Annotated in this window: 6 protein-coding genes; all 6 read right to left on the bottom strand. The window is 47.6% G+C overall.

Features of this window, described 5'->3' with window-relative positions; genetic code table 11:
• Window positions 1-178 precede the first annotated feature (178 nt).
• Genes DXN04_RS35330 through DXN04_RS01820 form a run of 6 tightly spaced genes read right to left on the bottom strand, consistent with a single transcriptional unit; the run spans window position 179 to window position 16,532 of the window.
• Window positions 179-4,708 carry a family 78 glycoside hydrolase catalytic domain gene (locus tag DXN04_RS35330; RefSeq protein ID WP_233525501.1) on the bottom strand — a complete coding sequence of 1,510 codons (4,530 nt, stop codon included), beginning with the start codon at window positions 4,706-4,708 and terminating at the stop codon, window positions 179-181.
• A 1-nt stretch (window position 4,709) separates the two neighbouring features.
• Window positions 4,710-8,675 (bottom strand): glycosyl hydrolase, encoded by a 3,966-nt coding sequence (locus tag DXN04_RS01840; RefSeq protein ID WP_116851600.1) that lies wholly within the window; start codon window positions 8,673-8,675, stop codon window positions 4,710-4,712.
• On the bottom strand, window positions 8,668-9,555 hold the full coding sequence (locus DXN04_RS01835; RefSeq protein ID WP_116851599.1) for a sugar phosphate isomerase/epimerase family protein: 888 nt from the start codon (window positions 9,553-9,555) through the stop codon (window positions 8,668-8,670). The genes DXN04_RS01840 and DXN04_RS01835 overlap by 8 nt, the downstream gene beginning before the upstream one ends.
• Window positions 9,528-13,073, bottom strand: coding sequence for a family 78 glycoside hydrolase catalytic domain (locus tag DXN04_RS01830; protein ID WP_116851598.1), 3,546 nt, complete (start codon window positions 13,071-13,073; stop codon window positions 9,528-9,530). Before DXN04_RS01830 ends, DXN04_RS01835 begins: the two co-directional genes overlap by 28 nt.
• Window positions 13,073-14,818, bottom strand: a complete 1,746-nt coding sequence (locus DXN04_RS01825) for an exo-alpha-sialidase (RefSeq protein WP_116852397.1) — start codon at window positions 14,816-14,818, stop codon at window positions 13,073-13,075. The genes DXN04_RS01830 and DXN04_RS01825 overlap by 1 nt, the downstream gene beginning before the upstream one ends.
• A gap of 10 nt (window positions 14,819-14,828) precedes the next feature.
• A complete protein-coding gene (locus DXN04_RS01820; RefSeq protein WP_158568802.1) occupies window positions 14,829-16,532 on the bottom strand; it encodes a RagB/SusD family nutrient uptake outer membrane protein in 1,704 nt (567 codons plus the stop codon).

The raw sequence follows: 16,532 nt of genomic DNA, 5'->3' as shown, positions 1-16,532 counted from the left end.
AAGTTTTAAGTGAAAAAAATAACAAATGGTTTAATCAATAAATGACACACTGGATTAAACAATAAATGCCATAACGTGATCTTGTATTACACAAGGTTGAGTAACAAATCTAAAAATTTTTTATCAACGTGCGCTATCTTTTTATATTTTTTTTAACAAGGGAGGAATCACTGCAGGATTAGTTAACTGAAAATACGTATGCTCCGGAGCTTATTCTTACAGTAGCTCTGCCATTTTCGTAATGTGCAGGCTTAATTAATTTACCATTTTCAGTAATGGTTTGAGTGGGTGCAGCGGGGATTTTTATACTTGCATTTGTATGAGGCGGAATGTTTACATGTAAGGTAAAATGTTGATTCTTTAATTCCCATTCGCTGAGGATGGTACCAGCAGGAATGTGATAAGTCGCTTTTACATAGGTAATATCGCCCACTATTTCGGGCCTGATAATGATATTGCGGAAGGCGACAGAATTTTCAGCTTGCTGAATGCCGGCCAGGCCGTTGTAGAACCATTCCATGATATGGCCGAGCATGAGATGATTGTTGGAAACCTCAGCCAGTGCGGGCCAGGATTCAGTGAGTGCTGTGGCTCCTTTGGCCAGCTGGTAACCATAGCCAGGCACATCGTTTCGGCAATTCATATTGTAGATCAGTTGGGATGCGCCACCTTCCTGCAGGGCTTGTACGAGGAAGTGAAAACCGATATCACCGGCAGTGAGTTTGTTATTGTTGGTAGTGATGCTATCCACCAGGTTTTTGAATACCGCAGTTTTATATGCTTCCTCTACGAGGCCGGTGCATAATGGCATGGCCATAGCCGTTTGACTGCCGGTAGCGTAAAGGCAGGTTTGTTTGTTAAAGAATTTACTATTGAAGGCGAGTTTAATTTTGCCGGCCTGCTGGCGGTAAGCATCCGCATCTTTCTTTTTCAGGATGGCTGCCATGTCAGCGAGGAGTTTGCAATCGTAGTAATAGATAGCAGTGGCAGTAAGCTCTTTCGGTGTCAGCTGTGCTGCGCCGGGGCGGGCGGGGCCATAGTCGAACCAGTCACCCAAACCGTAGGATAAGATCTGATCATTTGACCTGCTTTCCAAATAAGCAACATAACGCTGCATCATAGGATAGGCTGTCTCCATGGTAGCTGTATCACCATACCACTTGTAGAGCAGCCATGGCAGGATCACACAGGCACTCCCCCATTCGGGGGAATCCCGAAAACCAAACCCATTATCATCGAAGAAAACAAATTCCGGTGCAATGTCTGGCACGAGACCTCCTGCAGTTTGCGCATCGATCATGTCATTGACTATCTTCTGGTATAGCAGGCGGATGTCGTAGTTGAACTGAATTGAATTCCCCATCAGGTAATCCTGTTCCAGCCAGCCCAGTTTCTCGCGGTGCGGGCAGTCGGTCGCTACACTTTGGAGATTGCTTTTAATGGCCCATTTGATCAGGTCATAGATCTGGTTGAATAAAGGATTGGAGCAGGTAAAGCTGCCATTTTCAGGAGAAGAATTCCGGTTGTGCAATAATTTGAGATCAATAATCTGATCAGGACCCGCGCCTTCTACCTGCACATAGCGAAAACCATAGTAGCTAAAACGCGGTTGCCATTCCTCCACCCCATCGCCTTTCAGCGTATAACTGTAGTAATAAGGTCTACCTGTAGCCCCTTGGTTGGCAAGGCCGGCGGATGTCAATAATTCAGCGGGAATGAGTTTGACTGTCTGGCCTTTGTGTCCTTTTATTTTTAATGAAACAATGCCGGAAGCATTCTGACCGAAATCGTAGACATTGTTATGAATAGATTTGACAGGGATAGATTCAGCCAGGACAACGGGAAAATCTTTCTCTTCTTCCAGTTTGCCAGCGGGCGCTTTTACCAGCAAGGCATTTCGCCAGCCCTGATCATCGAATCCCGGGCTGTCCCAGCCATCCTGTTCCAGGCGGGCATCATAATCTTCGCCACCGTAAATGCTGGTAAAGGTAATAGGTGATGGCGCTGTTTTCCAGCTCTGATCAGAGGCGATGCTGGCGGTAGTACCATCTGTATAGCTGAGTTGTAACTCACAGTACATCTTTGGGTAGCCGAAGGCCGTAAGCAGCTTGTGGTATCTTTCTTTGTTGATATAGTAAAAACCATTGCCTACGATGACACCGATTACGTTCTCACCGTTTTTCAGGCAGGCAGTCACATCATAGGTGTTGTAGAAAACCCGCTTGTCATAGTTGGTCCAGCCGGGAGCCAGGAAATGTTTGCCGGGCTTTTTGCCGTTGATACTGCATTCATAATGACCCAGGCCGGTAATAATGAGCCGGGCGCTTTTTATGGGCCTGGTAATAGTAAAGCTTTTGCGGAATAAGGGTGTGACGGTTCTTTGTTGTGCCTTGCTTTTATCCTCCGGCAGTCCCGGCACCAGTCTTAAACTATCCGGCATTTCTTCATAGCCGATCCATTGTGGAGCACTTGCTTTATTGAGCGTGATTTCAGCAGCCTGCAGGTTGGGACTGCTGGCAATGAGACGAATGGCACCGGGTGTTTTCCCGGCCTTAATGATCACCAGGGCACGACCATGAAAGGCTTTTCTTTGGGAAGCCTGGTTACTTTCCAGGCTACGCGGATCAGCATTACCCACACCGACAATGGTAGCGGGCCCTTCCAGTTTAAAATGGATCAGCGAGGTATCATCAGGGTTGCGGTGACCGTCGCTGTCCAGGAGTTGGACAGTGACATAGGCAAGATCCTGGTTATTAGGAGCGAGTTCCAGGGTATCGGCCTGTAGTTGTAACTTAACAGCAGGACCGGTAGTGCGCAGCGAGATGCTTTTCTTCCCGGCTACAGCGGTCAGGGTACCCTTTGTATAAGGCACCTGCCAGCTGGCGCTATGATCTTTTACTGCCTTTTTACCCAGTGATTTTCTATTGAGGAATAATTCTACCTGTTCGTAAGAACTGTATGCCACTACTTCCAGGGGCTTACCTTCATTCCCCTGCCAGTTCCAGCTATCGGTTACATCCTGCCATTCCCAGCGGCTCCATACTTCCTTTTCAGGGTTAATGGCGTAAGTTGGCTGAGGGGGGTGCACAAAGAGTGATAACTGGTCCGGCATCCAGAGCGCATCGCGGTAATAAGATTGCGGCCGCTTCCAGCCACAGATATCTATGTCGCCACAATAAGCCAGGTTCCAGGGATAGAAACCCTGATGCTGCATATAGCCGAGCCAACCAATGCTGGCTTCGCCTATATAGTCGAATGCCGTCCAGACAAAATCGCCGATCACCCAGGGATGTTTGATTACCCCCTCCCAGTAGGCACCTGCATCCAGGGGGAAAGATTCCGTAGCCATGATTACCCGGTTAGGCACCCGGGCATGATCAGGTTCGTACTTATCCAGTGCATAATTATAACCTGATACATCGAGGGCAGAGAGGAAAGTATCTTTATCCGGCGCAATCCCGTTTACCCCACAGGTAATAAGTCGGGTACTGTCCAGCTGTAAGACGTAATCACGCAGGGTATGTGCTACGGCAGCCACCTCCGGTTTTTCCCGGTGAGGGATTTCATTACCAATGCTCCACATGATCACAGAAGGGTGGTTACGATCCCGGTTTACCATGCTTTCGATATCGCGCTGCCACCAGTCGTTGAAGAACACATGGTAGTCTTCGGGGTTTTTAGGGTCTTTCCAGGTGTCAAATGCCTCGTCGACCACTAACATACCTAGCCGGTCGCAAGCGTCTAAAAAAGCCGGAGAAGGGGGATTATGGGCACAACGGATGGCATTGTATCCACTTGCTTTCAGTAAGGCGACTTTTCGTTCTTCTGCACGGTCGTAAGCTTTGGCTCCCAAGGGACCATTGTCATGGTGCACACAGCCCCCTTTTAGTTTGAGAGGAAGGCCATTCAGGCGGGCACCGTTGACAGCATCGACGGTAAAACTGCGGATACCGAAGAGGGTGCTGACTGTATCATCACCGATAATAGTGACAGCTTTATAGAGATTGGGAGTGTCTACTGACCAGAGGGCAGGTTTGGTAATCTGAACCTGCTGGCTGACAGCACTGGCTACCAATACTCCTTTGGGGTTATAAATACTGGTGGCACCCGGTTTATCGGTTTTAATATTGACTATTGCTGCGGTCCTGTTTACAACAGGGGTGCTTATCGCAATCCTGTATTGATGGCTTTTTAACCATACATGCCTGTAAATGCCTGACCCTGCATACCAGCGGCTATTTTCCCCTTCATTTCGCACAAGTACAGCAAGTACATTTTCCTTCCCGAAATTTACCTTATCAGTGATATCATAACTGAAAGAAGTATAACCATATGGGTGTTTACCCAGTTTCTTTCCATTGAGCCAGATGGTAGCATTCATGTAGACCCCATCAAATTGCAGGATGATGGGTTTCTTATTTGCCTGCATTGTAAAATGCTTGCGATACCAGCCCGTACCACCGGTTGTAAAACCACCACTTACCTGGCTGATTGCGCCCTGGCTAAATGGTGAATTTGTACCCGGCAGGTCTTCTATACTCCAGTCATGCGGCAGGTCTACTTTTCTCCATTCTTTATCATTGAATGCAGGATTTTCTGCACCCTGTGCGTTGCCCCTGTAAAACAGCCAGTCATTGTCAAATAACTGTTGTGCATTCACCTGACAAGTGATAGTCATTAATATGCTGATGACGATAATCCGGATCATATTAGTAATTCAATTTGCTTTTCCCTTTATCAACAGAAGTGGCTACCGCAATCCCTCTATGCCCTGCCTTGTCTACCGCACAATAATAGTGATACACGACTCCATTCCATTTCACCACAAAAGATTTATGTGCAAAGAGGTTATCATATGGTGCTGATGACTGAATGAGGTCTTCGCCTTTCCAGTCTGTCCAGTGCACCAGGTCCCGGGAGCAGGCAAAACGGTTGAAGGCCTCTTTGGGTTTGTCTTTCCAGAAAGCACCGTAGTAAAACATGACATACAGGCTATCCATTTGTTGTATCACCGCATCACCTGTAATACCTGTGTAATGATCCAGTATTGGATCGCTACTCCAGCGTGACCAGTGCTCCATATCGTCAGATACCGCCATGCCGATTCGTTCCTTACCTCTCTTTGGGTTCAGACTATCGCCTTTTGCATTGTAATACATGATAAATGAATGACCTGTCAGTTTCTTTTCATCGCGGATAACGGAGCTCTTATAAATGGTATTATTTTCCCACCAGCCGGCATCGGCATCTGTTGCTTTCAGCACGGGTTGTGCTAATCTTTTCCATTCGTGGGCTTGGGTAATATCTTTATCTGTATAAGCGATTCCAATGGACAACAAGCCCGCTTCATAGCCTTTGCTTACACCACCAAAGTAAGATAACCAATGTTTTCCATTGTAGGTAGTCCATTCATAATTTCCTCCCCATTTGTAATCCTGTAGCGCGGTATAGCCAGCTTTCTGGTTGGCATCCCAGGTACTGCTGTCTGAAAAGGACATTATTTTCCCAAGGGTTTCCCAGTTCAGGAGGTCCTTACTTTTTGCCAACCAGGTTTCGTAGCCACGACCGTCGAAGACGATGTAGACCATGTACCATTGGTTGTTTTTCCGGAAGATACCGGGACAATCCATTTTCAATGTGTCATGCGCAGGTACCATCACAAGACCATATTTGAAAGGAGTCTTCACCTCATTATATACACGTTCCATTATGGAGTCCGCTACCTGGTAATCGGTAAGCAGTTTTACAGGACCTAACAGACCGGCGGGTAGTAAATGATCACCGGCCTGCCTGTCAGGAAAAATAGTGTAAGTAGACTTTGGCTGCGTTCTGTCACCGATTATCCGGTTGGCCCAGGTATTGGTTACTGCAATGTCGATCTTATTAAGACCCGGGCGTACGGCTTTGGAGATATCCACCCGGTAAGGCGGGGTCCAGATGATGCCACAATCGATATCGTTGACTTTTACAGCTGCAATGTTGGCCACATTTCCTATATCGAGCAGGATAGCGGATGGAGGATGTTCCAAATATACATCCTGGATGTAATGCGCTGTGCCGGAAAAGTACCTGATTTTGTCTGATGCATGTTGACTCCAATCCGTAAGTTTTTCAAACAATACAGTATCATTATCCGCAAAACTTACCTTCCAGGGATTGTCCAGTGTTTTGAATGGTGCATAGTTCGTTTGTTTATGCACATGCTCCACCGGCTTGTCTGTGAATAAAACAAAAACAGAACCGTTTGGAGGGAGGGATAAGGCCAGCGCTGTTCGCGTTCCTTTGGCCTCCCAGGATTCCGCCTGGATATAAGTATCGTTTACAGCATCATACAATACCGGCACCTTATTTTGCACCCTAAAAGATACCTGTAAGTGACGTTCTTTATCCTGTTGATTAGAAATAAAATAAATTTCTTTATCAGGCGCGGAGCGATGTGTCCAGGCAATACCCTCTTCTCCTGAAATGAAATCAGGAGGAAGATTGACCTGCCTTAAAGTATCAGTAAGTTTAAGGGAGATAGGGTACCTCGCACTATCACCTGCCTGATTGTAAGAATCGTATGCATAACCATGCAGGGGATCTATCCAGTCTTCTGCTTTTGAGATATTAGCACCGGCAGTCACACCAGCCGGCATTTCCCTTGTAGGTTCGCCTACATTCGCCAGTCTTCTTTTCTCTCTTTGAACAGTACTATCACCAAACAGCGTAGGCAATAAAGGCACCAGGCGTTCTGGTAACACAGCTCTTTTAGGCAGGTTATCACCTGTATACACACCAATATCCACAACAGGTTTGCCCTGCTGTAATAAGTTTTGGCAACGGGTCACATAATCCACCATTCCTGATACATAAGGCCACCAGGTCTGATCTCTCTGGAAATAAAGGCCGATTCCATTCAGGGTCATACCCGGCTTCTTGTCCATCCAGGGGTTATGTGCAAATACATGGAAGACCAGCTTATTGATACCTAATGCGAAGTTGCGATCTATAGTCGTTTTCAACATGCCCGGATATTCGTCCCAGTTATTCCTCAATTCTGTAAACGCTTCTGCCTGGATTATTTGCTTGCCATACACATGTGCACCTGAAATGGCATCCAGCATATCGTTCAGCTTATCGTGGGTCGGACTGCGCAACCAGAATTCTCCCATCGGGTAGTCCACTGCATGATAATGCGCCATGCCATCGGCAGTGATCATGGGCGCTGTACTTTCTGCACTGAAAGCGACTCCATTTTTATGGGCCAATGCGCCTAAAGTATCGTAAAAATTAACCTGGATTAAGTTGTTGATTGTACGCCGGATATCAAGTAAGAATTGTTCTGATGCAGGCCCGCTTTTCACAGGGATCCCTGCCATCGCGGGCAACCATTTAAGCAGATCGTAGCCATGTTGCTTTTTGAAAGCATCTCTGAATACCGACGACCAGTTCTGACTACCACATTCCCAGCTATCCACGTGCAATACACTTAGTCTGGCCCGTTTCAGCGCTTCCCCATACCAGTGATCAAACTGTAAACGTACTGCTGCAGGATTGAACTTATCACATTCCAACCCTGTACCCGCACCTCCTGTTACATTTTTATGTCCTGTGGAGGTATGTCCTATTCTCAGGATGGTCCAGTCACCTGCAGGCGCTTTCCATTGCAGATGCCCTTTTGCATCTGTTCTGGCTGTCAGGTCAATAACCTGCTCCTGGGGCACGGCCAGGTCTGTATTGGTAATAGTCTGGCTGATACGCCAGACTGCACCACTTTTTCCTTCATACTGATCAATGCGCGGCTGATTGGATAAATGAATGCCTGTGATCTTCAGACTTTGTTTCCATTTAGCATTATCCAGGTCTTCCGCACCGGGCGCTGAGCCGGCCTTGTTATAATCAAAGCGGAAATAGCGGGCGGTAGTAGTGGGAATAGACCAGGTATGATCCGCGTCTGCGTCCAGCCATCCATGACGCGGAGCCTCCATCTGCAACACATCATGGAAGTTTATTCCATCGTCACTTACAGAAAGCTTCAGTCGCTGCGCCTGGTAGTTATTGCCACGGATCGTGATAGAGCGGCAGGTAAATGGTGCAGCATAAGTATATTGAATCCAGCAGGGATCTGTGCTCTTTATATTTTCTTTGTTCGCTTTGCTGGCCAGTATTTGTGCATTTACACCAGGCAGGCTTGTGGTGACTACCGGTATGGCATTATCTTCTTTGATAAAGGGGAAAGCCAGGATAGCAATATCTTTGTAATATCCTTCGTTCGTAGCTGGCTGGGGCAGGATACCATTGAAATGTCCATTTACCTCCGTACTTGTCCACACTACTTTCTGCATACTGAGCGCTGGTGTAATCCAGGGGCCACCACCTACTGCAAAGCCATCACAGAAATGCATGCCTAATTGTAAACCCAGGCTATCTGCCTGCCGGGAAGCATAGTGCACCAGGTCCCACCAGGCAGGTGTGAGCTGTTCAGCTACAGGCGTATACGTAGTTTTGCCATTAACTGGCATCAGGTAAGCACCGCCCAGCCCCGCTTCTTTCATGGCGACCAGGTCTGCATGAATTCCCTCCCGGGATACCGCTGCATACATCCAGTACCAGAACACCCATGGTTTAGTGTTTTGCTGGGCGTATAAAGTTGTGCTCAATAATAAAAAGAAACAAATAAAGATCCTACGCATGGAATATTGATTTCAGATAAGCAGCATTCGCGCTAAAGTTCTTTTTTACATTCTTCGGATCGTTCGCATCGCGGGAACGCTCTATGACCAGCCAGCCACTCCAGCCCATATCGTCCAGTGTTTTCTTTACTGCTGGCATATTGATTTTAGGATCGTTCTCCAGCCATACCCCATCAGTATTGGTGCAATGAATCTGGCAGATCCGTTGCCTGCCAAGCGTGTTTAACTCCTGCTCTAAGTCTCTGCCTTCTTTGATTGCATTGGAGAAGTTGAAATAACTCCGGATATGTTTAGAATTGATTTCGTCTAAGAGCTTTACTTCTTCTGCAGCCGACAATGCAGTTTCTATACCGATGATCACCCCGGCTTTCTTTGCTTTGGCACCGGCTTCTTTAAGTCGCTGCACTATCTGTGGGCGTAATTCGGGGTGCTGTATCAAATCACCTTTTACACCAAGTGGCAGGAAAGCGATCTTTACCTTCATAGCTACCATAGTATCTATACAATCCTGGACCAGGCCTGGTGTCTCGGTTCTTTCAGCAAAGGACTGTGCATAGAATCCGGACATGGCAATAGAGCTGATCGCTACATTCAGTTCTTTTGCCTTGTCCAGGAATTGCTGCCGGGTGGCAGCATCCCTGAGTTTATTGTCGAATGCAGGGCGGTCTCCCAGTCCACCCATATCGAGTTCCAGGCCATCAGCACCTATATCTTTGGTCAGCTGGAAAGCGCCCAGTTTCTGGCGTTTCAGGATCATCCAGTCACATACAGCAATGCGGTAACGTGGTTCCTTCCACATGCCTGCGAGTGAACGGGGCATTAAAACGCCTGCGGTGAGGAGCGCCGATTGTGCTATAAACCTGCGTCTGCTGTTTTCCATATATCGTTATTGATGGGTGTAAGTTCCAACTGCCGGGGATCAATCTTCACATACCTGATCCTTTGCCGTCGCCATGTGTATACAATGTGAATATATCCGTCGGCGGACTGAATGACTGCGGGGTAAGAGTATTGACTCACAGGAGAGTCTTCGAGTACCAGGGCGGCGGACCAGTGTACACCATCCTGGCTGAGTGATACATTCAGTGGTGTACGCTTGCCCTTGCCAGCGCCTTTTGGTGTACTGACATGGTTATATACAATCAGTTGACGACCGTCCTGCAGGGTGACGGCATCTGTGCCGGAGTTATTATTAGGTAACTCACTGAGTGAAAGCGGCGACCAGGTTTTACCGCTATCCAGTGACCATGATTGCACGATATTGCCGCCCTTATTCCGGCAAAGGATTTGCATTTTCCCATACCCATATTGCAGGATACTGGGTTGAATTGCATTGATGGTACTGTCTTTTTGCAAGGGACCGATCTTTGTCCAGGTCTTGCCGGTATCGGTAGTCACTTCAAAGTGGATATTCCATCCATGGCCCTCTGTACTGGAGGGACACAGGAGTTTTCCACCGGGCAGCAGGATTGGTTTATTCTTCACCGGGCCGATGAAGCCATCAGGCAACTGTCTTGCAGACGACCAGCTGATGCCGCCGTCTTTAGACGTTTTCAGGTATCCCTTCCAGCCGCCTACATTTGGTCCTACTTTGTAGAAGAGTAATAAATCTCCTCCCGGCATCCGGAACAATACAGGGTTCCAGCAGGCATAGCGCAGGGTGTCGTTTTGTATACCATTTGCAACTTCTACAGGGGCTGTCCATTTACCGTTCAGCTGACGGCTTACCCAGATGCCCACATCAGGATTCCTTTCTTTGGTACCGCCAAACCAGGCAGCTACCAGACCATTACTGGTCTCCGCGATGGTAGCCGCATGTGATTCAGGAAATGGAGCTGTACTGAAGATGTCTTCATCTACCAGGATTCCCTTCTTCCAGCGATCAGCCTGTGGTATATGTAAAGAATAATTACCTGAGCCTAATTCATATGTACTATCCTTGCCGGGTATACAGATAGTAGCTGTCGTATTTGGAGGAATAGTAATTTGCCAGTCAAAAGCATCCGTCGTTTTCTTCCAGTGTGAACGGATAAGACCATACATGGATTGATAACTGGCATTGACTTCTTCCAGGCCCGGCACAGGTTGCGGTTTCATGAGGATGTGCTTAAACCCGTTTTCACTTTTGATGCCTGCCAGGCTCTGATAAAACCATACAATTAAATCGCCCAATAGCATGATGTGGTTCTGGGAGTTCATGTTTGGTTTTGCCTTGTCTCCGTTCCATAATTCCCAGATAGTGGTAGCACCCTGGTTAATCATGTATCCCCAGCCGGGGTAATCCCGGTCAGCAGCAATTAAATAAGCCAGATCCGGACGACCATTTTCTGTAAGGGTACGCATCAGGAATTGGGTACCGATCACTCCTGTGGAAAGATGATCACCATTCCGGTGAATGGTATCCACTATGTTCTTAAAGACCTGTTGCCGCTCGCTCTCAGGTACTATATTGAAGTACAGGGGCAGCAGATTTGCGGTGAGGCTTTCTTTATTTTGAAAATGTTGATTGAATGATGCCTTTACCTGCGCAGCCTGTTGTGCAAATACATCCTGATCAGTTTTATCATGCAGGATCCCTGCATAAGTATGCATGACGGTCAGCAGGTGATAATACATCGCTGTAGCTATCAACTTGCCGTCAGTAGGCCGGGGTGCGCACCAGTCGCCATACTTATCTTTTGTCATGATGCCATCTATGTAATACTTATCGCGCATGTAGGTAAGCCAGCGTTTCATAGCCGGGTAATGTTTACGCATTGGCATCTCATCTCCAAATTGATTGTAGATATAACCGGCAATAAGGATATAAGCAGCCGGCCAGGTCATATTATCTGAATAATAACGCCAGTAGGCTGGTGCTACATCAGGAATTGCACCGGTTTCAAGTTGTGCATCTGCTATATCATCCAGCCATTTTGCATACAGCTTACTATTGTCAAAGATGAAGCTCTCGCCCAGGGCACCGGTTGCCCTATCTCCCAGCCAGGGCATTCTTTCATTGCGTTGTGGACAGTCTACAGGCATGCCTTTATAATTGGAGCGAATGCCCCACACGGCATTTTTATAAATCTGGTTGAGCGTAGGATCAGAAGTTTCAAAGGTACCGATGGTACTAAGATCATCATTGATCACCTGCCCTTCTATTTCTTCGGGCAGCATGCCGCTGATTTCCACGTAGCGGAAACCATGGTAAACGAAAGCAGGATGCCATGTTTCAATGCCATCGCCTTTGAGGGTGTAGCTATCAGTTACCTTTGCATCACGCAGGTTTTCAACATACAGGCTACCATCTTTTTGCAGGCTTTCTGCAAAGCGTAGGATCACCTGCCGGCCACGCTGACCTTTTACTTTAATTTGTAACCAGCCTGCAAAGTTCTGCCCCATATCCACGATCCATTTATCTTTTAAGGGCTTTATTGACACAGGCTTTAAAATACCGGTAATACGCTGCGGCTCATTAAGCTGGGCTACGAGTTTGCCACCGGGTGCTGGTACCAGGTCCACAGGCTGCCAGTTCTTTAATACTTCTTTTCTTGCGTCATATTCTTCCCCATCATATTCATTATTCGTACGGATAGGCCCATCGGCTGTCAGCCGCCAGCTTTTATCACTGGCAATGATTTGCCTCTTCCCGTTCTCATATTCCAGTTCCAGTTGCAGTAATAAGCGGGGATACCCAAAGGTATTGATCTTGGCAGGCTTGTAGTTTTGCCGCATGGTGAAATACCGGCCGTTGCCAAGCGTTACATCAATGACATTCGATCCTTTTCGTACCAGGCTGCTCACATCGTAAGTATTATATCTCACCGTTTTCCGGTAATCAGTAGGTGCCTGGGCCAGGACCTGTGTACCAATACGGGCACCATTGATGAAGCCTTCGTATAACCCAGGACCTGCAATATATAAGGTAGCTTTTTTGATCAGCTGCTGAGTAGCAAATTCCTTCCTGTAATAGCGGGCGGAAAGCCTTGAAAACTGTGTATGTGCACTATCCCAGGCAAAGGAAGTATCCACCCCGATCCATTTCGCTTTCCAGTCATCAGGGCGTAGTAAGCCCATACTCCAGTGAGCAGCTTTACTCCATTCACTTTCTCCTTTATTTGTCCAGACCTTAACTTTCCAGTAGCAATCCTGCCGGCTTTTCAGTGCTTTACCCTGGTAGGCCAGCTGGATTGACTGTTCGCTTTCTACCTTTCCTGAGTTCCAGAGATCGCCTTCATTCTTAGCTAATTTGTCTGGAGTGGAAGCCACCAGGACCTGGTAAGCCGTTTGCATCACCTGCTGCTCCGGGCTGTTAATTTCCCAGCTCAGCCTGGGTTGTGCGACATCTATACCAACAGGGTTCTCCAGCGTTTCACAACGCAGATGGAACAATACTATCAGGAACAATGCATGCATTACAATACTTTCGTTTTAAGTGATTGGATTTGATAAATAGCAGTTTCCGGCGCTACCCTGTTGCCATCCGGCAGGTCTGTATCCACATCCGCAGGGGTGTCTGCATCCGGGAAGTGACGGGGCTCCCCGGTGCGGAATACAATCCTGGCCACCGCATCAATTGGTGCAAAGCTCAGGCTCGTCAATACATCTTTTCCATTTACATTGACTGTGTAAAAACGATTGCTGGTATTGACGGTGAGACGGATATGATAGACTGAATCAGCTGCATACTTCATGAAGTTTTTATAGCGGGCACCGGCCTTGGCTTTCAGTGTACTGTCGGCATCGAAGATAAGCCGGATGCCGGGTATGCCTTTTTTATCCACCAATTCGAATTGCAGCTGACCATGATTATGCTGTTTGGGCGTGACGGTGAATGAAACTTCCAGTTGTGAAGCAGGCGTGATCACTTTTTCTGCTTTTGCATAATCGAAAGGATCTTTATCTGCAAGTGTAAGCTGATCCCCTTTGATCGTGACAGGAGCCCAAAGCGGACTGTATGTATTCCATTCATCTGAGGCATCAGTTGTAACCGGTACAGGGATGCTGGCAACCCAGATATCTTCTTTGTTCATACTATAGGTCACCCATACCTTACCATCCGCTGGGGTACCATTACCTTCTTCTATACCACGTACATATTGCGGGCCGTAGGATTTATAATTACCTCCGTAGCGCATGGGGGCCACTTCTCCGTTTACTAACAATAAGTTCCTGTAGTCGAGACCATCATCGCTCACAGATACTGCCAGGGGCCATCTGTATTCGGACGGGTTGTATACAGTCACATAGCGACCGTCGGAAGTACGCTGTCCCCAGATCTTTGCATTGCTGTTCACAAAACCCGGCGCGCGGGCTACGGCAGACCATGTTTTACCTTCATCTTTGCTGATTGCAGAGAGTGCATTCTTCCACAATCCAACCACATCATGATCAGGAAGATGGTAGTAACAGAATGCCTTATAATTTTTTTGCAGGGGGATTAAGGGATCATCTCTGTCAGCTTCTTCATTCCACTGCATCATCATGAGTGGGGTAGCCATCAGCTCATCGCAGGCGGCGATAAAAGCCTTGTCTTTGCTGCCTGTATAAAAGGGATAAGAAGTATTGCCTGCATTCCAGGCTTTGTTGTAATGCAGGAAATAGATAGGGCCATACTTACCATCCGGCAGAATTTCTCTAACTACGCGGCCTATTCCTTTGCCATCATTAGGGTCATCTTTTGCATCCAGGCAAATACCGTAGTAGCCGAGTACCAGCAGGTGATTGCTTTTGGATATATAGAACCCCATACGCTGGTGCATGACTGCGTAGAGATTACGAGCGACCCTGGGATGGCCTTCTTTTGAAGTGCCATCCGGGATCTTATAGGGTGGAAAGATAACCAATGGTTCCGACCAGGTTTCTCCGTCCCGGGAAGTCAGGAGCAGCGTACGACCCGGAGGCACGCTTTCGCCGATACTATCGCTCAGGTATTCCAGGTAAAACTGTTTATTCCAATATGCGAGCATGGGAGCATGGTTGTAAGTCCAGCCACCATTGCTACGGTTAGCCCGCATCACCTGTATGTTGTGCACACCTGTAGCGGCCTGTAACTGTCCGTGGTGGTAATCGACATTCACCAGTGTGCTCCCGGAATAATGCACTTTGTCCTGCGCCAGCACAGTTGTTGTACACAATAAAATCGCGATCAGTATCCTCATAATATTCTGTTTAGTAACCTGGGTTCTGTCCAAATTCAGCGCCGTTCGACAATGCATCTATCTGCGTTTGTGGTACTGGCCGCAGGCGATGGAATTCCTGTACCTGTGTTACATCAGGATTGTAGGTATGAATACGTGCTACCAGTTTACCGGTACGCTTCAGGTCGAACCAGCGGATGTGTTCACCGGCCAGTTCCCGCGCTCTTTCATCGAGGATGAAATCCAGGGTGATATCACTGGCACTCACCTGCATAGCAGCGGTGTAATCGACGGGCGTTTTCTTCGCAGCCCTTGTTCTCAACACATTGATGTAAGCAGCAGCGGCATTGTTATCGCCTAGCTGTAAAGCGGCTTCTGCCCCGATCAGGTACATCTCGGCCAGGCGGATCACCAGGATATCCAGGAAACCTGGTTGAGCATTGGCAGCCGAACGGGTAACAGGATCCATGAACTTCTTCAGGGCCACATAGTCATTCCCTACCCTGATCGTACCATTTGCATTGTACACACTATCCCTGTCAATCACCAGGTAAGGACGGGTACGCTTGTCAGCTACGGTATGTTTGGTGATGTACATGGCAGTATCTACACCTACCACCATGGTACGACCTATCAGCGATGGATCTTTTCCATAGTTCTTTACATCTGTCTCCGTCCATGTATAAGCTTTGTTGCAGATCCAGACTGTCTGGAAGGAGCCATCGAACCGACTGTCTTTCTCATCGTCAAAGAAATCAAGCAGGGCGCGTGTCGGCATGAAGTAACGTGTACCATCCCTGCCATAATCCATACTTTGCTGCAAGCCGGGTTTTGAACTGTAGGTTGTCAGGAACCACATGTGCAAGCGGTTTGCATTCGCATCGTAATCCAGTGTATAGGTCAGCGAATTGCTGATAGTATACAATGCTTCCTTATTCTGCTTGTTATTTTTAGGATTGAAGACATCTGCATAGTTATCCCACAGGGATACGCCAAATTCAGCTTTGCGGGTAATAATTTCGTCTACTGCAGCCCTGGCTTTTTTAAAGTACTCCTGCTGTTCGCTACCGGTGTAATAGTAGGCACAGGACAGGTAGGCACGGGCCAGCATAGCCAGCGCCGACTTCTGCGTAGCCCTGCTGTATTCTGAGCCATAGCTTACAGGCAGGTGCCTGGCAGCATATTCCAGGTCAGTAAGTATGAGTTTATAAAACTCTTTTATATCACTGCGGGTAGCTGTTGTAAGCGCACTGTTTGTTTCTGTTGTAGACAGGATCACACCACCCCATTGCTCTGCCACATGCCAGTAGTAAAATGCGCGGAGGTAACGCAATTCGCCTTCCCGCTGATTGCGCATCACAGTATCAGTAAAGCCGGCATTGCCTATACGGTTGATCCCCGCATTGCAGATATTGATAGCCGTGTACATGTTCTTCCAGGTAGTAATATTGGGATTCCCTTTGCTGGGAATAAAATTCTCATAGCGCATCAGTTCATTCGCATAATTGGCACGCTGTGAGTTGAACCAGAGGTCTGTGCCCATCTCGCCCATCCATTCACCATTGTCTTTGCCATACCAGGCACGTTGTTCTGAATAAGCGGAATTCACTACTGACACAAAGCCTTCAGGGCTGGACCAGATCGCATCGGCAGTAATACCCGAAGGATTGTATTCATCGAGGCTACAGGCGTTAATACCTGCAAGCATGATTATGATGAGAAAATAGTTTTTCAT

The organism is Chitinophaga silvisoli (assembly GCF_003412465.1).
Taxonomy (GTDB): Bacteria; Bacteroidota; Bacteroidia; order Chitinophagales; family Chitinophagaceae; genus Chitinophaga; species Chitinophaga silvisoli.
This window is presented reverse-complemented; position numbering and strand designations above follow the sequence as displayed.